This window comes from Streptosporangium sp. G11 (assembly GCF_051192615.1).
Lineage (GTDB): Bacteria > Actinomycetota > Actinomycetes > Streptosporangiales > Streptosporangiaceae > Streptosporangium.
Map to the genome: position 1 here is coordinate 41415 of NZ_JBPJUQ010000048.1, position 26002 is coordinate 67416.

The 26002-nt window shown below is 72.8% G+C and carries 22 protein-coding genes; 5 read left to right on the forward strand and 17 right to left on the reverse strand.

Annotation, left to right across the window (positions count from 1 at the left end):
* Positions 1-82: 82 nt before the first annotated feature.
* Together ACSDR0_RS33545 and ACSDR0_RS33550 are read right to left on the reverse strand one after the other, a co-directional pair.
* Positions 83-2968, reverse strand: coding sequence for an ABC transporter substrate-binding protein (locus ACSDR0_RS33545; protein ID WP_435292940.1), 2886 nt, complete (start codon positions 2966-2968; stop codon positions 83-85).
* 97 nt (positions 2969-3065) lie between these two features.
* Entirely contained in the window at positions 3066-3959 is an 894-nt protein-coding gene (locus tag ACSDR0_RS33550) for a carbohydrate kinase family protein (RefSeq protein ID WP_435292941.1), read from the reverse strand.
* A gap of 211 nt (positions 3960-4170) precedes the next feature.
* Between ACSDR0_RS33550 and ACSDR0_RS33555 the strand changes: the two genes are divergently transcribed.
* Positions 4171-6789 carry a bifunctional acetate--CoA ligase family protein/GNAT family N-acetyltransferase gene (locus ACSDR0_RS33555; RefSeq protein ID WP_435292942.1) on the forward strand — a complete coding sequence of 873 codons (2619 nt, stop codon included), beginning with the start codon at positions 4171-4173 and terminating at the stop codon, positions 6787-6789.
* A 163-nt stretch (positions 6790-6952) separates the two neighbouring features.
* On the opposite strand, the gene ACSDR0_RS33560 is transcribed toward ACSDR0_RS33555, so the two are convergent.
* Together ACSDR0_RS33560 and ACSDR0_RS33565 are read right to left on the reverse strand one after the other, a co-directional pair.
* The gene (locus tag ACSDR0_RS33560) at positions 6953-7426 is read right to left on the reverse strand and encodes a carboxymuconolactone decarboxylase family protein (protein ID WP_435292943.1); all 474 of its coding nucleotides are present in this window, start codon (positions 7424-7426) and stop codon (positions 6953-6955) included.
* 248 nt (positions 7427-7674) lie between these two features.
* Positions 7675-8196 carry a hypothetical protein gene (locus ACSDR0_RS33565; protein WP_435292944.1) on the reverse strand — a complete coding sequence of 174 codons (522 nt, stop codon included), beginning with the start codon at positions 8194-8196 and terminating at the stop codon, positions 7675-7677.
* A 596-nt stretch (positions 8197-8792) separates the two neighbouring features.
* Between ACSDR0_RS33565 and ACSDR0_RS33570 the strand changes: the two genes are divergently transcribed.
* Genes ACSDR0_RS33570 through ACSDR0_RS33580 form a run of 3 tightly spaced genes read left to right on the forward strand, consistent with a single transcriptional unit; the run spans position 8793 to position 11328 of the window.
* Complete coding sequence (locus ACSDR0_RS33570; protein WP_350925792.1) at positions 8793-9383, forward strand: DUF5998 family protein; 591 nt, start codon at positions 8793-8795, stop codon at positions 9381-9383.
* On the forward strand, positions 9380-10495 hold the full coding sequence (locus tag ACSDR0_RS33575; protein ID WP_435292945.1) for an alkaline phosphatase family protein: 1116 nt from the start codon (positions 9380-9382) through the stop codon (positions 10493-10495). Before ACSDR0_RS33570 ends, ACSDR0_RS33575 begins: the two co-directional genes overlap by 4 nt.
* Positions 10492-11328 carry a sulfurtransferase gene (locus tag ACSDR0_RS33580; RefSeq protein WP_435292946.1) on the forward strand — a complete coding sequence of 279 codons (837 nt, stop codon included), beginning with the start codon at positions 10492-10494 and terminating at the stop codon, positions 11326-11328. The genes ACSDR0_RS33575 and ACSDR0_RS33580 overlap by 4 nt, the downstream gene beginning before the upstream one ends.
* A 143-nt stretch (positions 11329-11471) precedes the next feature.
* Here ACSDR0_RS33580 and ACSDR0_RS33585 read toward each other — a convergent pair whose 3' ends face one another.
* The 4 genes from ACSDR0_RS33585 to ACSDR0_RS33600 all read right to left on the reverse strand — a co-directional run bounded on the left by ACSDR0_RS33585 (position 11472) and on the right by ACSDR0_RS33600 (position 16172).
* On the reverse strand, positions 11472-14009 hold the full coding sequence (locus ACSDR0_RS33585; RefSeq protein ID WP_435292947.1) for a CHAT domain-containing protein: 2538 nt from the start codon (positions 14007-14009) through the stop codon (positions 11472-11474).
* Entirely contained in the window at positions 14010-14474 is a 465-nt protein-coding gene (locus ACSDR0_RS33590; RefSeq protein ID WP_435292948.1) for a hypothetical protein, read from the reverse strand. It abuts the gene before it with no gap.
* Positions 14471-15043 carry an RNA polymerase sigma factor gene (locus ACSDR0_RS33595; protein WP_435292949.1) on the reverse strand — a complete coding sequence of 191 codons (573 nt, stop codon included), beginning with the start codon at positions 15041-15043 and terminating at the stop codon, positions 14471-14473. The genes ACSDR0_RS33590 and ACSDR0_RS33595 overlap by 4 nt, the downstream gene beginning before the upstream one ends.
* A gap of 61 nt (positions 15044-15104) precedes the next feature.
* A complete protein-coding gene (locus ACSDR0_RS33600; protein WP_435292950.1) occupies positions 15105-16172 on the reverse strand; it encodes a S8 family peptidase in 1068 nt (355 codons plus the stop codon).
* Positions 16173-16377: 205 nt separating this feature from the next.
* Between ACSDR0_RS33600 and ACSDR0_RS33605 the strand changes: the two genes are divergently transcribed.
* Positions 16378-16872, forward strand: a complete 495-nt coding sequence (locus ACSDR0_RS33605) for a DUF3145 domain-containing protein (protein ID WP_386264422.1) — start codon at positions 16378-16380, stop codon at positions 16870-16872.
* A gap of 406 nt (positions 16873-17278) precedes the next feature.
* Here the strand turns inward: ACSDR0_RS33605 and ACSDR0_RS33610 are convergent, their stop codons facing one another.
* The 9 genes from ACSDR0_RS33610 to ACSDR0_RS33650 form a co-directional block, all read right to left on the reverse strand.
* A complete protein-coding gene (locus ACSDR0_RS33610; RefSeq protein WP_435292951.1) occupies positions 17279-18700 on the reverse strand; it encodes an acyl-CoA carboxylase subunit beta in 1422 nt (473 codons plus the stop codon).
* Positions 18701-18713: 13 nt separating this feature from the next.
* The gene (fabF, locus tag ACSDR0_RS33615; RefSeq protein WP_435292952.1) at positions 18714-19946 is read right to left on the reverse strand and encodes a beta-ketoacyl-ACP synthase II; all 1233 of its coding nucleotides are present in this window, start codon (positions 19944-19946) and stop codon (positions 18714-18716) included.
* Positions 19947-20003: 57 nt separating this feature from the next.
* Positions 20004-20243, reverse strand: coding sequence for an acyl carrier protein (locus tag ACSDR0_RS33620; RefSeq protein WP_329084217.1), 240 nt, complete (start codon positions 20241-20243; stop codon positions 20004-20006).
* Positions 20244-20308: 65 nt separating this feature from the next.
* Positions 20309-21265: a beta-ketoacyl-ACP synthase III gene (locus ACSDR0_RS33625; RefSeq protein WP_435292953.1), complete on the reverse strand. Its 957-nt coding sequence runs from the start codon at positions 21263-21265 to the stop codon at positions 20309-20311.
* Between the two features lie 7 nt (positions 21266-21272).
* On the reverse strand, positions 21273-22184 hold the full coding sequence (locus ACSDR0_RS33630) for an ACP S-malonyltransferase (protein ID WP_435292954.1): 912 nt from the start codon (positions 22182-22184) through the stop codon (positions 21273-21275).
* Positions 22185-22301: 117 nt separating this feature from the next.
* The gene (locus ACSDR0_RS33635; RefSeq protein ID WP_435292974.1) at positions 22302-23411 is read right to left on the reverse strand and encodes a PucR family transcriptional regulator; all 1110 of its coding nucleotides are present in this window, start codon (positions 23409-23411) and stop codon (positions 22302-22304) included.
* Positions 23412-23759: 348 nt separating this feature from the next.
* The gene (locus ACSDR0_RS33640) at positions 23760-24251 is read right to left on the reverse strand and encodes a DUF350 domain-containing protein (protein WP_435292955.1); all 492 of its coding nucleotides are present in this window, start codon (positions 24249-24251) and stop codon (positions 23760-23762) included.
* A 22-nt stretch (positions 24252-24273) separates the two neighbouring features.
* Positions 24274-25434 carry a glutathionylspermidine synthase family protein gene (locus tag ACSDR0_RS33645; protein WP_435292956.1) on the reverse strand — a complete coding sequence of 387 codons (1161 nt, stop codon included), beginning with the start codon at positions 25432-25434 and terminating at the stop codon, positions 24274-24276.
* A gap of 44 nt (positions 25435-25478) precedes the next feature.
* Positions 25479-25910: a hypothetical protein gene (locus ACSDR0_RS33650; protein ID WP_435292957.1), complete on the reverse strand. Its 432-nt coding sequence runs from the start codon at positions 25908-25910 to the stop codon at positions 25479-25481.
* Between the last annotated feature and the right edge of the window lie 92 nt (positions 25911-26002).

Sequence of the window (26002 nt, forward strand, 5' to 3'; positions counted from 1 at the left end):
GCGTCCGGATCGTCGCGAGGCGGGCGCCGGCCGGTCGCGGTGTGACGCGCGGGGGTGTGACATACGGCGAGGGGGCGCGGGCTCAGGAAAGCCCGAGGCCGACGTAGTCGTAGTCGGAGAAGGCATCGCTGACGTGCACGTTGGTCAGGCGCCTGCCGCGGAGCAGGAGCCGGGTGTCCCACTGGACGGGCAGCACGACGGCCTGCTCCATGACCGTGCGGTCGATCCGCGCCCACAGCTCCTCGCGCCGGGCGGCGTCGAGCTCGGCACCGGCCTGGTCGATGAGGTGGTCGGCCTCGGGCAGGCGCACGCTCACGTTGAAGGACAGGCCGTCCTCCAGGATCTCCCGGCTGTCCGCCAGGTACGGCAGGTAGCTGCCGCCCTCCGGCCAGTCGGCGGTCCAGGCCCGGATGGACAGGCCGATCTTCTCCTTCCTCAGATAGGAGGGGCTGCCGCCGTGCTGGGCCGTGTGGTCGGCCTGGGACAGGCCCTTGAGCGTGAGGCGGATCCCGACGCGTCCCAGGGCCGCCTTCAGGGCCTCGGCCGCCTTTCGCTCCGCGGGCTGCGCGGCCCGGAAGATGATCGTGGCCGCGAAGCCGCCGGGCCGCCCGCACGCGGCCAGCTGCTCGCGAGCCCCGGTCACGTCGCCCTTGCCGGTCTGGTAGAGGTTCAGCGGGCGGTGTCCGGAGATGGTCGGCGGGAGCAGCCCGGTGGCGATCGTGCCCGCCCGCAGGCCGTCGCCGTAGGCGTCGCGCAGGGCCTCCCGGTCCGCCGCGGCGAACACGGCCCTGCGGCAGGCCACGTTGTCGAAGGGCAGGACCTGCGGGTTGATCGCGACGTACCGCAGCCAGCCGATCGTGGGCGCGTCGGCCCGCGCCCTGAGCGCGGGATCGGCCGCGATCCGCGCGGGAAGGTCGCCGCTCGCCCCCGAGTCGAGGTCCAGGTCGAGGTCGCCGGAGACGAGGCCCTTGTCGACGGCGTCCTGGTCCATGTCGAAGGTGATCTCGTAGCGGTCGGGCAGCGCCCGGCGGTTCGGGTCGGTCGCCGGTGACCAGTGGGGGTTGCGGACCAGGACGAGCCGCTTGCCGCTCTCCGCGCTCTCGAACATGTAGGGGCCCGAGGAGAGCACGTGCTTCTCGTACGCCGCGCCGGTGTCCTTCGCCTCGGGGACCGGCATGGTCTGGGGGACCTGGGCGACGTGGTCGAAGGCCCCGTGGGGCTTTCTGAGGTGGAACACGACGGTCCGGTCGTCCGGCGTGCGGATCGCCGCGTCGGTGTCCGCCTTCGGCGACGCGAAGTAGCCCCGGTAACCCGAGGGCAGGTTCAGCAGCTCCTCGAAGTGGTACGGGCCCCGGCTGAGGGTGTCCTTGCCGATCGCGCGGAGCACGGCGTGCTTGACGTCCGCGGCGACGATCGGCGTGCCGTCCTCGTACTTCAGCCCCTGTCTGAGCCGGTACGTCCAGGTCCTGCCCCCGTTGCTGGGTACGCCGGGGCCCTCCGCCAGGTCGCCCACGGGTTTCCTGCCCGCGGCGCCGGGAACGGGCCGGTACATCGTCAGCGAGCGCCCGTAGAGCCGCGCGATGTTCCACATCGACGAGTAGTAGGTGTTGGCCGGGTCGAAGGAGTCGGCGACGAATCCGGCGCCGAACCTCATCGTGCCGCCCTTGCGCGCCGACGGGTTGACGACCGCGACCGAGGCCGCGTCGAAGCCGGTCGGCGCGGGTTTCGGCGTCGCCCGCGAGATGACGTCCGGCTCGCCGGACGGCAGGACCAGCCAGGTGGTGACGCCCAGCACGCAGGCGGTGGCCAGTGCGGAGGCGACGGTCAGGATCCGGTGCCGTCTCGCCGTACCGGCGAGCAGAAAAGACCGGCCGGGTGGCGACGGGGAGAACCCGGTGGGAGGCGTCTTCGGAGACGGTGCCGGGGACGGAGCGAAGAGCCGGTCCAGGATGGGTACGCGGGGTGGCGGGGGAGCCGGCGACGAGGGCGGAACGGAGGACCGGCCGGGGGCGGGCGCGCCGGACGGCGGGGAAGTGGAGGACCGGTTCGGGATGGGCGCGCGGGGCGGAGGCGCCGGGGGCGGAACGGGGGACAGGCCCGGGACGGGCGCGCGGGGAGACGAGGGGAGCGGGGACGTTCCGGAGCCGGGCGCGGGGTCGTCGGCCGCGTTCAGCAGCATGTTCAGCACGTCGTCCGAGCCGGGACGGGACCGGGGGTCCTTGGTGAGGGCCGCGGCCAGCAGCGGGCGCAGTGACTCCGGCACGCCGGACAGGTCCGGTTCCGAGACGAGGATCCGGTGCATCACCACGGGCAGGTTGCCCAACCCGAACGGCGGCTGTCCGGTCGCCGCGAACACCATGGTCCCGGCCCAGGCGAACACGTCGCCCGCGGGTCCGACCTCCTGCTCGTGGAACTGCTCGGGCGCCATGTAGGCGGGCGTGCCGACCAGGTCCGTGGTCAGGCTGTACGCGGCGTCCAGGGCCCTGGCGATGCCGAAGTCGATGACGCGGGGGCCGTCGGGGCCGAGCAGGACGTTGCCGGGCTTGAGGTCGCGGTGCACGATCCCGGCGCGGTGGATCGCGGTCAGCGCGGTGGCGGTGGCGACGGCCAGCCTGACCAGCGCGTACCTATCGCGCGGCCCATCCCTGGACACCACCTGCTGCAGCGACTCGCCGTCGACGTACTCGCTCAGGATGTACGGCCGGTCGCCGGTGGCGTCGGCCTCGAGCACCCGGGCGGTGCAGAACGGGGCGACCCGCCGGGCGGCGTCGGCCTCCCGCTGGAAGCGCCGCTTGGCCTGCGCGTCGTCCGAGAGCCTGGCGTGCAGCACCTTGAGCGCGACGCGTTCCCCGGCGGGCGTGCGCGCCAGGTAGACCACGCCCTGGCCGCCCTCGCCGAGAAATCCGACCAGCCGGTGCGGGCCGATTTGTTCCGGGTCACCCGGCCGCAGGGGGCGGGGCTCCGGCATGCGTCACTCCAGGGGGTCGCCGCGAACGTGGTCCGGCCACAGTATTCGATCACCGGCCGGGGCGGAGAATCCTGGAGCACGTCCCGGGGGAGGAGGATCAGAGGCGGGGACGCGCGCCCAGGTGGGAGATGGCCCGGGAGGCCAGGTGGCAACCGGAGGCGAGGGCCTCGGCCGGGGGCTTGCCGCCCAGCCAGGCGGGAAGGAAGCCCGCGGTGAAGGCGTCACCGGCACCGGTGCCGTCGACCACGCGCTCCACGGTCTCGGCGGGGACTCTGATCGGGTCGGGGCGGTTGTTGGAGTACCAGAGCGCGCCCTCGTCGCGGAGCTTGACGACGACCTGCGGGAACCAGGCGGTGAGGACCTTGGCGGCGGCGGCCGGGTCGTCGCGGCCGGTCAGGACCTTCGCCTGGTCGACGTTGGCGAACAGCAGCTTGGCGCTCTGCGTCCACTCCAGGAAGGGCTCGGCGCCGGTGCGCTCCAGGGGCGCGGAGGAGGAGCAGTCGACCGAGACGGACATCCCCGAGCGGCGGGCCATCTCCAGGGCGGCCATGCCGGCGTCGCGGGACCCCTCGTTGATCAGGGTGTAGCCGGACAGGTGCAGGTGCCCGCCCTGGGAGAACAGGTCGCGGGGCAGGTCCTCGGGGGACAGCGCCGCGTTGGCTCCGGGGTCGGACAGCATCGTGCGCTCGCCCTTGTGGGTGACGAGCACCACGCAGGTGCCGGTCGGGCGCTCGGGATCCATGACGAGGCGGGCGTCGACGCCGTAGCCCATCAGCTCCATGTCGCGGTTGCGGCCCGTGATGTCGGCGCCGCGCCGCCCGATGAAGGCGACCTCCGTGCCCTCGACGGCTAGCCAGGAGGCGATGTTGGCACCCGAACCACCGCCGTGCATGGTGACGATCGCCGGTGTGTCGCTGGCCCGGGCCAGCGGGTAGCGAGCCCGCGCGACCGCGTCGGTCATGAGATCGCCCACCACGACCACCCGCGTCATGATGTCACCACCTTGCTGCCTTCGATGCCGACGTGCCTCTAGACATGCTTCAAGCCATACCTCTGGTCGTGCCTCTAACCGCGAAAAACTTAACAGCTTCCGGCCAGCGTATGGGGTCTTGACCGGACACCGGACCATAGTCGATGCACAAGCGTTGCGTGAATTCGTCCAGGTGGTCTGTCATGTGAGATTCGCGTCTACTCTCGGGACTGTGGAGGCTGCTCAGTATCCCGCTCACTGGGAGGCGGACGTCGTCCTGTCGGACGGCGGCACCGCCCATGTACGCCCGATTCGGCCCGCCGACGCCGACCGGCTGCGTTCCTTCTACGGCCGGCTGTCCGACGAGTCGATCTACTTCCGCTTCTTCGGTCCCCGGCCGCGGCTGTCGGAGCGGGAGATCACCTGGTTCACCAACGTCGACTACGAGAGCCGTGTGGCATTGATCGCCACGATCGGCACCGAGATGGTGGCGGTCATCCGCTACGACCGGATCGAGCCCGGCGAGGCGGAGGTCGCCTTCCTCGTCGAGGACGCGCACCAGGGCCGGGGGGTCGCCTCCGTACTCCTCGAACACCTGGCCGCCACCGCCAGGGAGAAGGGGATCGCCCGCTTCGTCGCCGACGTCCTGCCCGCCAACCAGAAGATGATGGCGGTGCTCAAGCAGGTCGGCTACACCGCGCAGAGCCGCTTCGCCGACGGCGTGGTCAGGATGACCCTCGACCTCACCCCGACCGAGACCGCCCAGGAGGTGACCGCCTCCCGCGAGCACCGCGCCGAGTCCCGCTCCATCGAGCGGTTGCTCTCACCGGGGTCGGTGGCGGTCGTGGGGGCGGGCCGCGAACCGGGCGGCGTCGGCCAGACCGTCCTGCGCAACCTGCTCGGCGCCGACTTCACCGGGCCGGTCTATCCCGTGCACCGCGAGGCGCGGGCCGTCGCGGGGGTGCGGGCCTACCCGAGCGTGACGGCCATCGACGGCGAGGTGGACCTCGCCGTGCTCGCCGTACCCGCCGACGGGGTGATCGACGTGGTCAAGGAGTGCGCGGAGAAGGGCGTGCGCGGGCTGATCGTGGTCTCCTCGGGGTTCGGCGAGACCGGCCCCGAGGGCCGGGCCAGGCAGGACGAGCTGGCGCGCATCGCCCGCGCGTACGGCCTGCGGGTCGTCGGCCCCAACTGCCTCGGCATCGCCAACACCGACCCCGCGGTACGGCTGAACGCCACGCTCGCCGCGACCCTCCCCGGGATCGGCCGGGTCGGATTCTTCAGCCAGTCGGGCGCCCTGGGCACCGCGCTGCTGCAGCGGGTGGCCCAGCGCGGCATGGGCATCTCCTCGTTCGTCTCGGCGGGCAACCGCGCCGACGTGTCGGGCAACGACCTGCTCCAGTACTGGGAGGAGGACCCGCGGACCGACGTGATCCTGCTCTACCTGGAGTCGCTGGGAAACCCCCGCAAGTTCGCCCGCCTCGCGCGGCGCATCTCGCGCCGCAAGCCGATCGTGGTCGTCAAGAGCGGCGGCACCACCCAGGACGTGCCCACCGGCCACGCCGCGCCCGTGCTCGGCCTGCCCGACACCGCGCTGAGCGCGCTGTTCGAGCAGGCGGGGGTGATCAGGGTCGACGACCTGATCCAGCAGTTCGACGTGGCGCAGCTGCTGGCCTACCAGCCGCTGCCCGCCGGGCCCAGGGTCGGGCTGGTCAGCAACTCCGACGCGATGGCGCTGCTCGCGGCCGACGCCTGCGTGCGGGTGGGCCTGGAGCCCCGGCCGCCCGTCAACCTCGGCGCGCGGGCCTGCGCGCGGGAGTTCGGCGCGGCCCTGGCCTCGGTGATCCCTGACGTGGACGCCGTGGTCGCCATCTACATGCCGCCCATCCCGGGCGACGGGGCGGAGGTCGCCGCCGAGCTGCTGCGCGCCTCCCGCGACTGCGGCAAGCCGGTGCTGGCCACCTTCGAGGGCAAGATCGGCATGCTCGACGAGCTGCGGGTCGGCGCCGTACCCGAGAGGGGCTCCATCCCCTCGTACGCGGCGCCGGAGGAGGCGGTCCGCGCGCTCGCCCACGTCGTGCGGCACGCGCGCTGGCTGGAGCAGCCCGCGGGACAGGCCGAGGAGATCGAGGGCGTCGACACCGGCGCCGCACGGGACCTCGTGCTCGCGACGCTCGGGGAGACCCCGGCCGAGATCGACGCCTCGCAACTGCTCGCCCACTACGGGGTGGAGGTCTGGCCGTCGGAGACGGTGGAGTCACCGGAGGAGGCCGTCGAGGCGGCGACGAGGCTCGGCTGGCCGGTCGTGCTGAAGGCGGCGGGCCCCGAGGCGGCCAAGCGCGCCGGGACCGTACGTCTCGGGCTGTCCGGTCCCGACGGGGTGCGCGACGCCTACGCCGACCTGACGCGCCAGCTCGAACCGGACGCCGTGCTCGCGGTGCAGCGCATGGCCCCGCAGCCCGCGGTGCCGACCGTGGCCGGTGTGATGGACGACCCCGCGTTCGGCGCGGTGGTCTCCTTCGGGCTCGGCGAGATCACCGCGCGGCTGCTGCGCGACGAGGCGTACCGTCTGGCCCCGCTGACCCGCGAGGACGCCGCGGCGCTGGTGAGGTCACCGCGCGCCGCGCCCCTTCTCCTCGGCGAGTACGGTTACCAGCCGGTCGCCGTCGAGGCCCTGGAGGAGCTGTTGATCCGGCTCGGGCGGCTGGCGGACGATCTTCCCGAGGTGGCGCGGCTCACCCTCGACCCGGTGCTGGTGGGGGAGTCCGGGGTGATCGTGTTGGGTGCCCGCGCCGTGCTCCGCAGCCACGAGGGCCCGCGTCCCGACGGCGGTCCCCGGCGCCTCGGCTAGGCCGTTCGGCGCGGATCATCGGGTCGTCGGCCCGGGGGCGCCGTCGACCGGCGCGCGGTGGGCGCGGATCGAGCCGTCGCGTCCCGGCCGGGACGCGCCCGCCTTCCCGAAGGCGACGACCCGCCCGCGCGTGCCCTGAGAGCGGGGACGGCCGACGTTTCCGCTATCCGAACTGGCCGGGCCGGTAGTCGCCGGCGGGATGCCGGACGATGACGTTCACGCGGTTGAAGGCGTTGATGACGGCGATGAGCGACACCAGGGCGGCGAGCTGGTCCTCGTCGTAGTGCTTGGCGGCGTTCGCCCAGGCCTCGTCCGTGACACCACCGGCCGCGTCGGCGATGCGGGTGCCCTGCTCCGTCAGGTCCAGGGCGGCGCGCTCGGCGTCGGTGAACACCTTGGCCTCCCGCCAGGCCGCGACGAGGTTGAGGCGTGTCGAGGTCTCTCCGGCGTGCGCGGCGTCCTTGGTGTGCATGTCGGTGCAGAAGCCGCAGCCGTTGATCTGGCTGGCGCGGATCTTCACCAGTTCCTGCGTCGCGGCGGGCAGCGTCGAGTCCACGACCACTTTGTTCGCGGAGATGATGTGTTTCAGGGCCTTGGCGGCGATCGGGCTGCCGAGAAGGTTCAAGCGGGCATCCACGGTGCACTCCTTGTCGTTGCCGGTGGTCACATCTATCTGACGGAACGGCTCGGCAAGATGTGACACGCTTCCCCCCGCCTCTTCGCGACAGGAGCCCCGGACGACGTTCAGGGCCGCCGCCGGGACGTTGCCCCGCTCGTCACGCGCCGGCCTCTTTCAGGCCGGCCCGTCACGGTCGCCGGCCTCCTTCGGCAGGCTCCCCGCGCGGGATCCTTCTCTGGTCCGCCCGATGGTCCAAACGAAACCTCCTAACCTGTCCGCCGGGTCGCGGGGACGATCTGGACCGTGCTGGCGACGGTGGCGGGCGCGGGGCCGGTCTCCATGCGGGTCCCCGTGCCGGTCTCCGTGGCCGGGTCGATCACGTCCTGGACGTCCCGCACGGCGTGGACGGCCCTGCCGGACGCGGTCAGCGTCCCCGAGGCGGTCCGTGACACGGCCACGCCGACCGTGATCCGGGGAAGCTGGAAGCCGGGAGCGACCAGGCCACGCGTGTCGCAGTCGACGATCCTCGCCGTGATCCGGCATCTCCAGCCCGTGCCGGAGGCGCTTACCGGGGTCAGGCCCGAGGGGAAGTAGTAGGTGACCTCGGTCGGATCCGTGATCCCCGCGGATTCCGGGCTCGCGGTGACGTCGATGGAGAACGTGCCGGTGCCCCCCGCCTCGAACGGGCCGTCGTGAACCGTGGTGAGGATCAGGTCGCCGGGGTAGTCCGCCCCGGAGGTGGGCGGGCCCACGGCGGTCGTGGCCGCGGTCGTCATGGCGACCGTCACGACGGTCACAGGGACGGCCGCGGCGAGGCGCGAGAGGCCGATCCGCCACGCCGGAACCCCCCGCCCTGGCCCGGCCCGTTCCGCCGGGTCCGATCGCTCCGGCCCGGTTCGTCCCGGTGAATCAGGCCGCCCCGGCCCGGCCCGTTCCGCTGAACGCGGTCGCTCCGGTCTGTCTCGTCCCGCAGAATCCGGCTGCTCCGCCCCGGCTCGTCCCGCCGAATCCGGACCTTCACCGGCCATATTCTTCGCCCCCGATTCCGGTAGGGATTCACCGTTTCCGATTCGGGAGCGGTGAAAGCATTCCCAGATATGTGAAACAAGGCGGGAAATGCGCGGAATCGCCCGTTACCCCTGTTCGGGGCGGGTACCCGCACGCCACCCTCCACTGCTCCCGGTAACCCCGAAGGGATCGCGCCAAACCGATCAGAGGGTAAAACCACTGGCCGGAAAGGGCTCCCGGCGGCTCCCGGACCACCCTCGATGACGTTTTCACGGCCGGAAGAAGACGATGACGGACCGCATCACGATTTGCACCGCCGGCCGAAGCGCACGCGCTCCCGGTGAAAGCGTCGCCCCGGACAGGGCAGGATGGACCCATGAGGGAAACCCGACTCTCGTCCGCCGGCCTGCGCGACGCCATCGACCGCAGTGGCTACTATCCCGACTTGGTCGCCGACGCGGTCGAGTCCGCGCTCGGCAAGGAGCAGGTGGGCGCCTACGTCGTGCACCACGAGGCCACCTTCGACCCGGCCATGGAGGTGCGCAGGCACGTCACCGTGCTGGTGCTCTCACCCACCAGGCTGCTCGTCTGCCACACCGACGAGCACCCTCCGGTGGAGGGGGTGTCGGCGTCCCACGCCTCCACGACCACCGAGGCCGTGCGCCTCAGCCGGATCCAGTCGGTCGCGGTCACCCGGGTCGTCCCCGACCCCGCCTCCTACGTGCCGGGAGTGCCGCCCACGGAGGTCACGCTCACCATCGGCTGGGGAGCCATCTCCCACGTCGACCTGGAGCCGGCCACCTGCGGTGACGAGAACTGCGAGGCCGACCACGGATACACCGGCGCCATCACGGCCGACGACCTCTCCCTGCGGGTGAGCGAGGCGGCCGACGGGCCCGAGGCCGTCTCCCACGTGCTGGCCTTCGCCAAGGCACTGTCGGAGGCCACCGCTCGCACCGCCTCATGAACCCCCTCGTTCCCGCGTACGGGGCGGCCTCGCTCGCGGACCTGTCCTCCTCGCTGCTCGCCGCGGTCGGGGTGGACGGCGACAACCCGCTGGGTCTCGCCCCGGCCGGGCGGGTCCTGCTGTTCCTCGTCGACGGCATGGGCGCCGAGCTGCTCCGCGCCCACCCCGGCGTGGCGCCGTTCCTGTCCTCCCTGCCCGGCGGGGTGCTCACTGCGGGCTTTCCCGCCACGACCGTGACCAGCCTGAGCTCCCTCGGCACCGGCATACCGCCGGGCGAGCACGGCATGCTCGGCTACCAGCTCGCCGTGCCCGGCGCCGGTTACCTGCTCAACTGCCTGCGCTGGACCGCCCCGGGCCCCCTCGTCGAGCCCGGCGAGTGGCAGCCGGCCCCGACCGTCTACGAGCGCGCGGCGGCGGCCGGCGTCCCGGTCAGCTACGTCGGCCCGGCCAAGTTCGAGACCACCGGTTTCAACAAGGCCGTCTACCGGGGCGTGAGCTTCGTCGGGGCCGACGAGGTCGACGACCGGATCGCCGGGGTCCGCCACGCGCTGGCCGAACCCCGGGCCCACGTCTCGGTCTACTACGGCGATCTCGACTCCGCCGGCCACGTCACCGGCTGGGGCTCCTCGACCTGGCTCGACCAGCTCGCCCTGGTCGACCGGATGGCCGAGCGACTGGCCGAAACGCTCCCGCCGAACTCGGCGATGTACGTCACCGCCGACCACGGCATGGTCAACGTCACCGACCGCGTCGACGTCGACTCCCTCCCCGCGCTGCGCGAGGGCGTCGCCCTGCTCGGAGGGGAGAGCAGGGTCCGCCACCTCTACACCGCCCCCGGCGCCTCGGCGGCGGTCCTCGACACCTGGCGCGCCGTCCTTGAGGGAAAGGCCTGGGTGGCGTCCCGGGAGGAGGCGGTCGAGTCGGGCTGGTTCGGGCCGAAGGTCCGCCGGAAATGGCTGCCCAGGATCGGCGACGTCCTCGCCGTCCCGTACACCGACTGCGCTATCGTCGCCTCGGTCGCCGAGCCGCACGAGGCGGGGTTCCTCGGCTGCCACGGCTCGCTGACACCCGCCGAGCAGTACGTTCCCCTTCTGGAGGTAAGCACCCGGTGAGCCCGCTGATCACTCCCGCCGAGCTGGCGGGCCTGGCCGGAGCGAGCGTCCTCGACGTGCGCTGGAAGCTCGTCGTCCTGCCCACGGGACCGGCCGGGATCGACTCCTACCGCGAGGGGCACATCCCCGGCGCCGTCTTCTGCGACCTGGAGACCGACCTGACGGCCCACGCCGGGCCGGGGGGCGAGGGAGGCCGCCACCCGCTGCCCTCCGCCGGGGCGTTCCAGGAGGCGATGCGCCGGCTCGGCGTGTCCGGCTCCCGGACCGTCGTCGTCTACGACGGGGCCGACTCCACCGCGGCCGCCGCCCGTGCCTGGTGGCTCCTGTGCTACTTCGGCCACCCCGACGTGCGGGTCCTCGACGGCGGCCTGCGCGCCTGGGTCTCCGAGGGCCTGCCGGTCTCCACCGAGGAGCGCGACCCCGAGCCCGGCGACTTCGAGGCGCGGCCGGGCGGCATGCCGCTGCTCGACGCCGCGCGGGCCGGCGAGCTCGCCGCCGACGGGGTGCTGCTCGACGCCCGCGCCGCCGAGCGCTACCGGGGCGAGGTCGAGCCGATCGACCCGGTCGCCGGGCACATCCCCGGCGCGGTCAGCGCCCCCACCGGCGAGAACGTCGACCCCTCCGGCCGCTTCCACCAGCCCGACTTCCTGCGCGAACGCTTCAACACTTTGGGCGTCGTCCCCGGCGTGGAGGCCGGCGCCTACTGCGGGTCCGGCGTGACGGCCGCGCACGAGGTGCTGGCCCTGGAGGTGGCCGGCATCCCGGCCGCGCTCTACGTCGGGTCGTGGTCGGACTGGGTGACCGACCCCTCGCGACCGGTCGCCACCGGCTGACCGTCCCGGACGCCCTGGCCGACCGTCCCGGCTGATCGGCTCGCGATCGGCCCCTCGCGGTCGGCCGTGACCGGCCGGCCGTCCCGGACGACCGGCCCCTCGTGGCCGGTCGCCACCGGCTGACCGCTCCGGGCTGCAGGTCCTCAGCGGCCGGTCGCCAGTGGCTGATCCCCGCAGCCGAAACAGGCGAAGCCCGCCACGCCGGTCTTCCCGCTCGCGACGGCCAGCGCTCGCGCGGGCGGGTCACCGGCGGCCAGCGCCCCGTGGAAGGCGGTCATCAGCGTCAGCGTCTCCTCGTCGCGCACCGGCACCAGGCTGGCCACCACGCACCGCGTCCCCAGCGACAGGAACGTGCCCGCCAGCCCCAGGGGCGCCCCGTCCGCGGGGGCGTGCGCCATCCCCGCGTCGCACGCCGACAGCACCACCAACCCGGGCGGGGTGCGCAGCCGCAGCAGGTCGTACGCCATCAGCGGGCCGTCGTCGAGGTCGATGCTCGACAGCAGCGGGCTGCGCGGGGAGAACATCCCGTGCGCGGCCAGGTGGGCCACGTCGGCCCGCTCCAGCGCCGCCATCACCTCCGCTCGCCGCGCCGCCACCCGCCGCGTCCCCCGGTGGCACTCTCCGACCATGCGGGCCTCGGCCTCCGCGCACCGCAGCCCCGGTCCCGCCACCGCCACCGGCACCGCCGCGGCCCTCCCGTCCCGTACGGCCGGCACCCGCCGCCCGGCCAGCCAGGCGGCGGCGCTGGCCGCCACGGTCACCGGCCGGTCGGCGTTCATCGGCAGCAGCTGCCAGGGCAGGGTGTGCAGCGTCCCCGTCGGCACGATCACCAGCGGCCGGTCGCCCAGCCGGTGACGCAGCGGGCCGAAGAGGAGCCGCTCCAGCTCCGCGGCCTCCGCGCCGGGCTCGGGGGCCCTCCCGTCGAGCAGGTGGGTCCTGCGCAGCCCGTACCGGAGCCGGACGGTGGCCTCGGCGACGGCGGGGAACGGGCCGAGGCGGCGCAGCGTCACCCGCTCCCGGGTGACCGCGACGGCGACCAGATCGCCCTCGTGGCGGACGAACTCCACCAGGATCGACTCCCCGAGCGCCGCGCGCAGCGCGGCCAGGCCGGGCGCGAGCGGCAGGCCGGCGCCCCCGGTGACCGCCCGCCACCGCTCGGCCCAGGCCAGGACCGTGCGGCCCCGCCCGGTCCGCATGGCCAGGGCCAGCCCGAACCCGGCCAGTGGCTCACCCGCCCTGGCGGCGTGCGCGCGTATCGCCGGATCCTCGAACGTCCTCGTCCCGGCGCCCACCTCCGCCAGGCCGGCCAGCACCGCGGCGAACGCCCCCTTCCGGTCTCCCGCCAGGGACCGCAGCAGCGCCGTCGCCTGCAGGGCGACCACCCCGCGGCCTGGGCGGGCGAGAAGGGCCAGCTGCTCCTCGGCGGACGGCCGATCACCCAGCCCGAGCGACACCTCGGCGGCGGTGAGCCTGAGCGCCGCCGAGGTGTCCCCGTGCCCGGCGGCGTCGAGAGCATCGGCGCACGAGAGCATCGTCGCGGGCAGTTCCGCCGAGGGCGGGTCCAGCGCGAGCCGGGCCCGCAGGAGGATCTCGTCGGCGACCGGCGCCAGGACCGTCCGGCCCTGCGCGGCCAGCTCGCGGGCGGCCGGCTCCGCGCTCTCCCGGGCGCGGCGCGGATCACCGGTGCGCAGCTCGACCCTGGCGAGCAGGAGGAGCGCCTCGGCCAGGGCCGTCCCCGCGCCCGCCGCCGCCAGCTCGGGAACCGCCATCTCCAGCAGCACCCGAGCCTCGCCGGGAAGATGGGCGGCGACCAGGGCCTCGGCCAGGTCGCAGCGCATCGTCGCCAGCCGCTCCGGGTAGCCGATCAGGGTGCCCTCGGCGCGCCGGTAGGCGTCGAACGCGGCGGGCAGGTCACCGCGCCGCGCGGCCAGGAACGGCAGGTTGCCCTCGGCGAGCGCGAGAACGTGCTCCAGACCCGCGTCCCTCGCCAGCTCCGCGCACCGGCTCAGGTCGGCCTCCGCCGCCTCGAACTCCCCGAGGAACACCCGGGCGAGCCCGCGGTTCAGCATCGCTCCGGCCAGGAACCTGGCGTCGCCGCCGAGGACGGGCACGGCCCGGTCGCAGTGGTCGACGGCCTCGCGGTAGCGGCCGAGCCGTGCCAGGGCCACGGCCCGGTGCACGCCGAGCTTGCCCACCTCGGCCGGGGTCAGGCCGGGCTCGGCGTCCGCGGCCAGGGCCAGCGCCTGCTCCGGGTGACCCAGCTCCGTGCGGACGTGGACCAGCGACAGCCGCGCCTGGGCCGCCCGGTGCGGCAGCCCCGCAGAGAGCGCGATCCGCACCGCCCGGCGCAGCCGCTCCTCGGCGAACGGCAGGTCGCCCAGCTCGCGCGCCGCCACCGCCAGCGCCCGGTACGCCACCGCCTCGGCCTCGCAGTGCCCGCACCCCGCGACCCGGCCCGCCGTCGCGACGCCGCCAGGGTCGCCTTCGCGGGCACCTCCGTCCGGAGCGCCGCCCGCGTCGCCGTCGTCCGGGGATCCCGCTCGATCGGCCCCGGCCACCTCCCGGCAGGACGCGGGAAGCGAGGCCAGTACGGTGCGGGCGAGAGCGAGGGCGCGGGCCGGATCGCTGCCCGACAGGTCGACCGCGTGCTCGGCGGAGGCGAGCGCCTCGTCGGAGGTCACCTACGGGCGGATCCGGGTCCAGCTGGTGACCACGGGGGAGCCCCCGGGCGGGTGGCACACCACGCTGAACCAGCCCGGCGGCAGGCCGGTGACGGCGAACTGGCCCGTCGGGGACAGCGCGCGTGACTCGGTGAGGTGCAGGGTGCGGATCTCGACCAGCGTGCCCTCCTCGGGGCAGGGGGAGATCTGGCCCGCCAGGTCGACCAGGCCGTCCAGGGAGGTGACCTCCAGCTCCACCGTGAGGTCGGCGGCGGTGAACCTCAGCAGCCGGGGCTCCTCGGCGGACCGGACACCTCGCGGCACGGGCGTGGACACCGGGCGGGCCGCGGTGGCGTCGGGCAGCCGCAGGCCGAAGGCCGCGCGGGCGGCGGCGGTCACCCGCGCGGGCACCGGGTCGCTCCCCGAGGCCATGCGGAGCGCGGCTATCAGGGACTCGTCGTCGATCGCCGTCGGATGTCGCGTCACGGTGTCGCCTCCCGGGCGGTGAGCAGGGTGCGAAGTCGGTTCAGGCAGCGGCCCCGGGTGGGGCCGTAGCTGCCGCTGGGCATGCCCAGGCGCCCGGCCAGCTGGTGGACGCCCGCGTCGGGGGCCGCGGCCATCAGCCGGAACAGCGATCGGCACGGCTCGTGCATCTCGTCGACGGCCTGCCACAGGCGGCGGCCCTCGTCGGCGCTCAGCACGGCCAGCGCGGGATCGGAGTGGGCGTGCCCGGCGCCGGCCGGGGCGAGCCGCGCGTGCTCGGCGTCCGCGGGATCGGCGACCAGCCGCTCGCCCCGGTGCCGCCGGCTCAGGAGGGACGCCTCGCGTTTGGCGGTGGTGAACAGCCAGGGGCCGATCCTGCCGGGGTCGCGGATGGTGTGCAGGCTCTCCAGCAGCCGCAGCCAGGTGCCCTGCACCGCGTCGGCGGCGTCGGCCGGGCTCAGGTCGTAGGCGCGCACGGCCGACCACAGCAGCCCCGTGAAACGGGTGACCAGCGCGTCCCAGGCCGCCTGGTCGTCCACCGGGACGGCGTCGATCGTGTGCTGGTCGCTCACCGGCACCTCCGGGGCCGCGGAGAGCACTCCGCGTGTTCTTGCGAATACTTTGGGTGAGACTTTAGCCGGGCGTGGGCACGGCGACTCCCAAATCGGGGATCCTCCTGGTCCTCGCCGGGTCGAGGACGTGCCTCACGGCCTCCTGGGAGGGGAGTTCCGCGCACGCCGCGGCGATCGCCCCGCTCACCAGGGCGGTGGCGAAGGAGGTCCCGCTCCAGCGCGCGTAGCCGTGGAACGCCCCGTGTTCGAGGAAGGTGCTGGACAGCCACTCGCCGCGGGCGCACGCGTCCACCCACGGGCCGTACGCCGAGAACGGGGCCCTCGCCTCCCCGCCCGTGTCCAGCGCTCCGACGGCGATCACCCCTGGCGCCGCGGCGGGCCAGAAGGGGCGGTCGGAGGCGGTGTTGCCCGCGCAGGCCACCGTGACCGTGCCGGCCAGCCCTTCCAGGGCGGTCTCCAGGAGCGGGGAGGGGTGGTCGTCGAAGGTGTGCCCGCCGAAGGACAGGTTGAGCACCCGGGGCGGGTCGGCCCGCAGCCGCTCCAGCACGTGCAGCAGGCCGGCCTCGTCCCCGACGCCGTGGCCGTCCAGCACCCGGATCGGCCGCAGCCGCGCCGTCGGGGCCGCCCGCAGGACCAGCCCGGCGATGAAGGTGCCGTGCCCCGCCTGGAGGTCCAGCTCGCCGTCGCCGTCCGCGTCGGGCACCTCGGCGGCGTCTCGGCCCCGTTCCAGGAACCACGGGCTCTCCTGCCACCACGGGTGCTCCGCCAGGCCGGTGTCGGCCAGCGCCACCGTCACGGCGCTCGCCGCGCGCCCGGCCGGGGCGGGCTCGGGCACCGGGAGGGCGGCACGGGGGAAGGGCCGGGAGGCCGGGCCCCCGAAGTAGAGCGGCTGGCCCGTCATGACGTGGTTGGGGGAGGCGCGCCCGCCCCGCGCCCGCACCGACGCCACCAGGTCGCAGACGTCCACGCCCGGCGAGAGCCGCACCCGGTAGATTCCCCCGCTCTCGGTGACGGCGTCGGCCCAGCGGGCGGTGGCCGCGAGGCCCGAGGCGTCGGTCAGCATCTGGCCTTTCCTGATCAGGGTGGGCGAGCCTGGAATGGGTTCGACCCGTTCGATACCGGTATGCATCTGGTCCTCCGGGGGCGGTCACCAGTTCGTGGGGTTTTCTTCATTCCCGAGGATGCCCTGGCCAAGTGCCCGCGGCGCAACATCTCGGTATGACCCCCCTCTGGTGCGACGTCACAACCGACGGTAGTCTCTCCTTCAGTCACTTGTGATCATCCTGGTACGAGGCCGTTGGGGAAGGCGCACCTCGTACGAAACGGGAGGTCCGGTGTCTGCTCGTGGCGTGCTTTACGTCCACTCAGCTCAGCCTGCGCTGTGCCCTCATATTGAATGGGCGGTCGCAGGTGTCCTTGGCGTGCCCGTAGACCTGACCTGGACTCCGCAGCCCGCCGCGCCCGGTCACGTGCGCGCGCAGGCCGAGTGGGAGGCCCGTGTCGGTACCGCGGCGGCCATCACCTCGTCGCTGATGGGCTGGCAGCGGATCCGCTTCGAGATCACCGAGGACGCCTCGCCGGGTGCCGACGGGACCCGGCACGCCTACACCCCCTCCCTCGGCGCCTTCACGGCCGTGGTCGGGGCCAACGGCGACATCCTGATCCCGGAGGACCGGCTGCGCTCCGCCATGCTGATGGCCCGCCAGGGCCGCGTGGTGCTGGAGGAGGAGCTCGACCGCCTGCTGGGCAGGCAGTGGGACGCCGAGCTCGAGTCGTTCCGCTACGCGGGCGAGGGCGCTCCGGTCCGCTGGCTGCACGCCGCCGTCTGATCGGGCGTGTCCCGCGGGTCCGCCCGCTTTCTCGTGGGGGACGGCCGCCCCGGACACGGGTTTGGAACGTGCCCGGCGGCCGTTCCGCCCGGAGACGAGGCGGCCTCCGGTGACGCGCCTATGGCCTCTCGCAGTCCTTCACGGCTCTCGCGGCCCTTCGCACCCTTTTATGCCGCCTTTAGTGGTTTTTCGTGCCCCTTCATGGCCTTGCGTGGCGCTTCGTGGTCCTCGTACGGAGGGCTCCCACGATCGTCCCGCTCCGGGATGACGCCCTCACCGCGTGGAGTGCCTTCCTCCGCGGGGGAAGGGCGGAGGACTCCTCGACGCGAGGGGGCGGGAAAACGGGCGAGCCCCCGCCGGCGGGACCGGTGGGGGCTCGTCGAACGACCGTCGCGGGGCGGGGACGTCAGAGGGGGATGTTGCCGTGGGCGCCCCTGGCGGGAGTCGCCTGGGCCAGGACCTTGGCGATGGCACCCCGGGTCTCCTCGGGCTTGATGACCTCGTCGATCACGCCGAGCTCGACGGCCCGGTCGAGGCCGCCGGCGAGGATCTCGTGCTCCTCGGCGAGCCTGGTCTCCAGGGCGGCGCGCTCCTCCTCGGGGGCGGCGGCGAGCTCGCGGCGCTTGAGGACGCGGACCGCGGCGATCGCGCCCATGACCGCGATCTGGGTCGTCGGCCAGCCGAACACCTTGGTCGCCCCCAGCGAACGGGAGTTCATGGCGATGTAGGCGCCGCCGTACGCCTTCCTGGTCACCAACGTGATCCGCGGCACGGAGGCCTCGGCGAAGGCGTGCAGGAGCTTGGCGCCGCGGCGGACCACGCCGTCGTGCTCCTGCCCGACGCCCGGCAGGTAGCCGGGGACGTCGACCAGGACGACCAGTGGCACCCCGAAGGCATCACACATCCGGACGAACCGTGCGGCCTTCTCCGCCGAGGCGGAGTCGAGGCAGCCGCCCAGGCGCATCGGGTTGTTGGCCACCACACCCACGGTCCGGCCCCCGAGACGGCCCAGGGTGGTGACGATGTTGGGAGCCCACTTGGCGTGCAGCTCCACACCCGGCTCGTCGAGCAGGCCCGTGACGAGCGGCTTCACGTCGTAGGCGCGGCGCACGTTGTCGGGCAGCAGGTTGGAGAAGTCGACCTCCTCGACCTCGGTGCGCACCCGGCCCTGGTGGCCGAGGAGCACCGCCAGGCGGCGGGCCTGCACGTAGGCGTCCGTCTCGGTCTTGGTGACCACGTGGACGACGCCGCTGCGCTTGCTGTGCGGCTCGGGACCGCCCAGGGCGGCCATGTCGATCTGCTCGCCGGTGACGCTGCGGACCACGTCGGGGCCGGTGACGAAGATGCGGCCCTCGTCGGCCAGGATCACGATGTCGGTCAGCGCCGGCCCGTACGCGGCGCCGCCGGCGGCGGGACCGACGACCACGGACAGCTGCGGGACCACGCCGGAGGCGCGGGTCATCGCGGCGAAGACGCGGCCGACCGCGTGCAGCGACTCCACGCCCTCGGCGAGGCGGGCGCCGCCGGAGTGCCAGACGCCGATGATGGGAACCCGCTCGCGGACCGCGATGTCGTAGGCGTGCACGATGTGCTCGCATCCCTCGCTGCCCATCGCACCGCCCTGGACGCGGGCGTCGCTGACGAACGTGACGACCGGCACGCCCTCCACACGGCCCATCGCGGCGAGGATGCCGCTGCGGTCGACCGGCGAGATCAGGCGCAGCGAGCCCTCGTCGAGCAGGGCGGAGAGACGGGCCTGGGGATCGCGGGGATCAAGGGGCTCCTGTTCGGAGTCCTCGCCCACCACCCTCTTGTCGAGCACAGTCATCACGAGCTCCTTGTCAGATGCTGGTGAAGGCCACGGCGACGTCGTGCCCGCCGAACCCGAAGGAGTTGTTGATCGCGGCGATCTGGCCGTCGGGCAGGGCACGCGACTCGCCGCGCACGATGTCGACCTCGATGCCGTCGTCGAGGTCGTCCACGTTGATCGTTCCAGGTGCGCGCCGCTCGTGCAGGGCCAGGACGGTGAAGACGGACTCGATGCCCCCGGCGCCACCGAGCAGGTGACCGGTCATCGACTTGGTGCCGCTGACGAGCGGGTGGTCGCCGATGACGTTCTTGATGGCCATCGTCTCCACCACGTCGCCCGCGGGGGTGGAGGTGGCGTGCGCGTTCACGTGCTTGATGTCGGCGCCCGTGAGGCCGGCGTTCTCCAGGACGCGGCGCATGGCCAGCATGACCCCGGCGCCGGTCGGCTCGGGCTGCGCGATGTGATGGGCGTCGGCCGAGTAGCCGACACCGGCGGCCACGGCGTAGATCGTGGCGCCGCGCGCGCGGGCGTGCTCCTCGGACTCCAGTACGAGGATGCCGGCGCCCTCGCCGAGGACGAAGCCGTCACGGCCCTTGTCCCACGGCCTGGAGGCGCGCTGCGGCTCGTCGTTACGGGTGGACATGGCGCGCATGGCGGCGAAGGACCCGATGTTCAGGGGATGGATGGCCGCCTCGGTGCCGCCGGCCACGACCACGTCGGCCCGGCCGGAGCGGATCATCTCGATGGCGTACCCGATCGACTCGGCGCCGGTGGCACAGGCGCTCACCGTGGCGTGGACGCCGGCGCGCGCGCCGACCTCGATGCCGATCCAGCCCGCCGAGCCGTTCGGCATCAGCATGGGGACGGTGAACGGTGAGAGCCGCTGCCAGCCCCTCTCCTTGAAGGTGTCGTAGGCGGCGAGGATCGTGGTGATGCCCCCGATACCGCTGCCCACGACGACGCCGAGCCGCTCGGGGTCGACCTTGTCGATCGCCGCGTGCGCCCACGCCTCGCGGGCCGCGACCAGGGCGAACTGCTCGGCCCGGTCCAGCCGCCGTGACTCCGGCCGGGGCAGTACCTCGGTCGGGTCAACGGCTGCGAAGGCGGCGAACTTCACCGGGACGGAGTCCACCCAGTCGGCGGTGATATCGCTGACCCCCGACTGACCGGCGAGGAGCGCCGACCAGGTCGAGGCGACGTCTCCACCGAGGGGCGTGGTCGCGCCGAGCCCGGTGACGACGACGCGTGCCTGGCCTGTACTCACTGCTGCGCTCCTTGTGAATCGCTGGTCGAACTGGTCAGGGGGGAAAGCCGGAACGTCTCAGTTCTGGATGAAGTTGATGACGTCCTTGACGGTCTTGAGGTGCTTGAGCTGGTCGTCCGGGATCTCGACGCCGAACTCGTCCTGAGCGGCGACGGCGATCTCGACCATGGACAGCGAGTCGATGTCGAGGTCGTCGACGAAGCTCTTCTCCGGGGTGACCTCGGTGGCCGGGATCCCGGTGATCTCATTGATGATCTTGCCGACGCCGGCGAGGATCTCCTGCTCGGTCAGAGCCATGTCGCGTGTTCTCCTTGGAATCGTGTTTCTTTCGGTTTCCCGTGCGGCGGGGCCGCGCGGAAGCTTCAGGGGATCTCGATGACCTGGCCCGCGTAGGTCAGGCCTGCGCCGAAGCCCAGCAGCAGGGCGAGCCCGCCCGACTGGACCTCGCCGCGCTCGATCATCCGGGACAGGGCCAGGGGGATCGAGGCGGCGGAGGTGTTGCCCGCCAGGACGATGTCCTTGGCGATGACGGCGTTGTCCGCGCCGAGCTTGCGGGCGATCGCCTCGATGATGCGGAGGTTGGCCTGGTGGGGTACGAAGGCCGCGAGGTCGGCCGGGTCCACCCCGGCACGGTCGCAGATCTCCTTGGCGACGGGGTGAAGCGCGGTGGTCGCCCAGCGGAACACGGTCTGGCCCTCCTGGTGCAGGAAGGAGTCGCGGTCCTTGATGATGATCGCGTCGAACTTGTCACCGGCGCTGCCCCACACCACGGGACCGATGCCCGGCGTGTCGGAGGGACCGACGACGGCGGCGCCCGCGCCGTCGGCGAAGATCACCGCGGTGGCCCGGTCGGTCCAGTCGATCCACTGGGAGAGCTTCTCGGTGCCGACGACGAGCACGTTGGTGGCCGAGCCCGCGCGGATCGCGTCGTTGGCGACCGCGAGCGCGTAGCAGAAGCCCGAGCAGGCGGTGTTGACGTCGAACGCGCCGGGCGCGTCGATGCCCAGCCGCGTGGCCACCCGGCCGGCGGCGTTGGGGATCTGCGTCTCCAGCGTGCAGGTGGCGACGATCACCAGGTCGATGTCGGAGACCGACAGGCCGCTCGCGGCGAGGGCCTTGCCGCCCGCCTGCACGGCCAGGTCGATCTCGGACTCGTTGTCCGGGGCGATCCGGCGCTCCTTGATGCCGACGCGGCTCTGGATCCAGGCGTCGTTGGTCTCCATGGTCGCCGACAGGTCGTCGTTGGTGACCACGTTGGAAGGCTGGTAGTGGCCGAAGGCCAGGATCTTCGCGCCCGGCGCGCCCTGTGAGGTCTTCATTCGTCGATCACCGCTCCTCATTCGACGCAAGGGCGGCTCGCGCGGCCTCCAGGTCGTCGGGGGTCTTCAGGGCGACGGTCGTCACCCCGCGCAGAGCACGCTTGGCCAGGCCGGTGAGCGTGCCGCCGGGGACAAGTTCGATCATCGTGGTGACGCCTCGCTCGGCCATCGTGGCCATGCAGGCGTCCCAGCGCACCGGGTTGGCGACCTGGGTGACCAGGCGCTCCATGAACTCGGCGCCGCTCGTGACCACCGCGCCGTCGCTGTTGGACAGCAGCGTGACGGCAGGGTCGGCCGGGCTGAGGGTCGCGGTGGCCTCGCGCAGGCGGCTGACCGCGGAGGCCATGTGCTCGGTGTGGAACGCTCCGGCGACCGACAGCGGGATCACCCGGACCCGCCCGGGAGGCTCGGCCTTGAAGACCGCCAACTGCTCCAGCGTGCCGCCGATCACGATCTGCCCGGCGCCGTTGACGTTGGCGGGGGTGAGCCCCTTGTCGGCGATGGCCGCGAGGACCTCCTCCTCGACGCCGCCGAGGACCGCGGACATGCCGGTCTCGGTGATCGTCGCGGCCTTGGCCATGGCCTGGCCGCGCTCGCGGACGAGGCCGAGGGCCTGTTCGGGGGTGAGCACCCCGGCCAGCGCGGCGGCCGTGAACTCGCCCACGCTGTGCCCGGCGACGATGTCGGGAGAGGCGCCGAGCACCTCGGCGACGGCCAGCCCGGCGGCTACGAGGAGTGGCTGCGCGACGGCGGTGTCACGGATCTCGTCCGCGTCGGCGGTGGTTCCGTAGGCGATCAGATCAAGGCCGATCAGCGTCGACCAAGCGGTCAGCCGATCGGCCACGCCCGGTAGTTCGAGCCATGGACTGAGAAAGCCTGGAGTCTGGGCACCCTGGCCCGGAGCGACGATGACGAGCACAAAATCCAGCCTGCCCTGTAGAGGTTCAATACATGGATAGAGATCCAGACGAAGTTTGTCCCCACTTCTTTGTAGGGAACCCACAGCGGGAGTTTCGCGGAGGTTAAGTAAAGGGCTCTAAGCAACCGGTGTTTCGGACAGACGTCCGAGAATCAGCCCCACCTGGAGGGTGAAGGCGGACCGCCCCTCGGTCGGCTGGTAGCCGGTCAACTCCGTGATCTTACGCAGACGGTAGCGCACCGTGTTCGGATGGACGAACAGCAGGCGGGCCGTCGCCTCCAGGGACGTGCCCTGCTCCAGGTAGGTCGCGAGGGTGTCGAGGAGTGGCGTGCCGATCAGCGGCAGATAGACGTTCTCGATCAGCTGCGCCCTGGCGTCGCCGTCTCCGTCGATGGCCCGCTCGGCCAGCAGGTCCTCGGCGTGGACCGGTCTGGGCGCGTCCGGCCACCCCGCGGCGGCCCGCAGCCCGGCCATCGCCGCGCGCGCCGAGCTGGCGGCCGAGTGCAGGTCGGCGACCTCGGGCCCGATCACGATCGGGCCCGCGCCGAAGCGCGGCACCACGTGCCTGGCCGCGGCGGCGACGCTGTCCGCCCCGCCCACGATCACGATCAGCCGGTCGCCCTGCACCCCGGCCAGCATGTCCAGGCCCGACCTGCGGCCCCGGTCGCGCAGCGCGTCGATGACCGCCTGCGGGTCGTCGTCCGGGGTCTGCCCGGCCAGCACCACGACGGGGGCGGAGGTCCAGCCGAGCGCGGCGGCCCACGAGTGCAGGCCGTCGTCGACCTCGCCCCTGACCAGGGCGTCCACGATCAGCGCCTCCAGCCGCGCGTCCCAGGCCCCGCGGGCCTCGGCCTCCCGCGCGTACACCTGCGCGGCGGCGAACGCGACGTCGCGGGTGTAGCGGAGCATCGCCTGCTGGAGCTGGTCCTCCCCGCCGGGCGCCGCCAGCTCCCCGGTCTGCGCCTCGACCACCTCGACCACGACCCGCACGATGTCGACGGTCTGCTGCAGCGAGATGGAGCGCTTCAGCTCCCTGGGCGCGGTGCCGAAGAACTCGATGCTGGGTGTCGGGCGGCCCTCTCCGGCGTGCTGGAACCACTCCACGAAAGCGGCGATCCCGGCCTGGGCGACCAGCCCGACCCAGGACCTGTCCTCGGCCGACAGGGCGCGGAACCACATCAGCCGGTCGTCCATGCGGGACATGGCGGCCGTGCCCAGCGTGCCCATGGCCCGCTCCAGCCGGCGCGTGGTGTCCTCCCGGACCCGGTCGGAGTCGGGATCCCTCCCGTCCTCCCCGGTCACGACGTCGCTGTTCCTGAACGTTTGCTCGCTCCGCTCCCTCACGCCACTAAGAGTGCCAGGTCGCGGGAGATGCGCCAGCCGCGGTTCCGGACAGCGTGCGCCTCCCGGCCTTGTACGTCCCGCACGACCGGGTCCCGCGCGTGCGCGGTGACCTGCGCCCGCCTGTTCCCGCGCTCCGGTACGACTCCGTCCCGCGCGTGCGCCGGAACGCGAACGTACGGGACGCGAGCGCCCGACGGGACAGAGTCACGCCGGGCGCGGCCGTGGGCGGGCTCAGACGACCGCGACGGCGGTGATCAGACCGATGGCCAGGTGGGTGACCGCCAGCAGCCGGGCGCCCGGCTGGAGCTCCGGCTCCGTGACCAGCTCGCGCACCGAGATGCCCGCCACCTTGTCGAACGCGATCATCGCCACGGTCTGCACGGCGATGCCGACCAGGCCGAAGACCAGCGTCGCGAGCAGCCCCTCGTGCAGAGCACCGCCCGAGGACCAGATGGAGGCCGCCACGATCAGCCCGACGGCCGCCAGCCCCGAGCCGGTGAGCAGGGTGGCGTTGGGGTTGCGCTCCTCCTTGATGAGCTTGCTGAGCTTGCCCGGGATGACCAGGTCGATCACGTAGAAGCCGATGATCAGCAGGATCACGCCGAGGGCGGCGTACGAGGCGATCGCGAGCGCGCCGCGCCCGAGGGTCTCGGCGAGCGAGAGCGTCTCGACGCCGGGCACCATGGGCACGGACGTCACGGCCGGCGCGGGGGTGGGACTCATGTGTTGTTTCTCTTTCCGGGACTCAGAGTTCGATGCGGTGCGGGACGAATGACGACGTGTCGTCGGTGATGAACCCCGAGGTCTCACGGATGCCGACACCCGCCGCCTCGTCGTGGACGACCCAGGCGCCGAGCACGGGACGCCAGCCCTCGAAGACGGGCAGCGCCTGGAACTCCTGGTAGACGTATCCCTCGGCGCCGTAGCCGCCGAGGGTCTCGGCGTGCTCGCCGGGGCTGACGATCCGCATGTTGGCGCCCTCCCTGCCGAGCAGCGGCTTGACGATGTACGAGGACATGTCGCGGGGGCCGTCGAGATAGGCGGGCAGCAGGTTGGGGTGCCCCGGGTACAGCTCCCAGAGCACCGCGAGCAGCGCCTTGTTGGACAGCAGCATCTTCCACAGCGGCTCGATCCAGGTCGTCGAGACCTGCTGGCGCACCGCCCGCGCCCCGAACGGGTCGGCGACGGCCCACTCCCACGGGTACAGCTTGCAGAGCGAGCGGATCACCCTGCGCTCCATGTCGACGAAGCGGAGGTTGAGGTCGTCCCAGCCGATGTCCTCCATGGCCACCGCGACGGTCTTGAGCCCCGCCTGGTCGGCGGTCTCCTGCAGGTAGGCGAGGGTCATCACCTCCTCGCCCGACTCGTCCATGTTGGTCCAGGCGAAGTGTGTGGGTCCGCTGGGCAGGCCGGTCGAGATCTGCTGCCACCTGGCGATCAGCCGCTCGTGGATGGAGTTCCACTGGTCGTCGTCGGGGTAGCGGTCGCGCAGCCAGAACCACTGCACCACCGAGCTCTCCAGGAGGCTGGTGGGGGTGTCGGCGTTGTACTCCAGCATCTTGGCGGGGCCGGTCCCGTCGTAGCGCAGGTCGAAACGGCCGAACAGGTGCGGGTCGTTCCGCTCCCACGAGGCGGCGATCTCCGGGGCCACCCACTCCGGGATCGCGAAGTCGGCGTAGCGGTTCTTGGCGACGACGTGCTCCACGGCGTGCAGGCACATCCGGTGCAGTTCCTCGACCTGGTTCTCCAGGTCGAGGACCTCGTCCATGGAGAAGACGTACTGGACGGTCTCGTCCCAGTACGGGCGGTTGAGGCCCTCGGGATGGGCCGAGCGGTGGTACGCCAGGCCGTGCCCCTCGATGACGCTCTCCCAGTCGTCACGGGGGAGCGAGGTCTCGCGTCTCATCTCCTGCTCACCTGTCGCTCATCGGCTTGCTCATCGGCGCCCGATCAGCTCCCGCCGCCCGATCCGCCGCGCCCGCCGAAGCCGCCCCGCTGGATCACCGTGCCCTTACGGCTGGTGATCTGGACGTCCGAGGGGCGCACGGTGGTGCCCTGCCGGATGTGGGTGCCCGACCTGATGCCACCGTAATACCAGCCGTAGGCGCCTCGTGACCCGTAGTAGTGCCTGTCGTCGTCGCAGAAGTCCTCGTCCACGACCGCGTAGGTGCCGTCCGGCTGGCGGCTGTTGAGGTCGACGCACTCGGCGCCCACCTCCTCGTAGTCCTCCTGCGCGGAGCAGTAGCCGACCAGGAGCAGCGAGACGACACCGATCCCGGTGATGGCGACCGCTCTGGAAGCCTTGAAGCCCGAGGACTTGGGAGGCGTTTTGCCGGAATTATTCTGCGGTGCGGCCAGTGGGTGTTGTGGTCGTGCGGCCATCGAGCTCCAATGAGATGCGTCGCCACAGGGTACCGATGCGGTTTTGTCGGTTCAAGCGCCATCTGTTCTTTTGGAGGAATCGCCGCCACTCG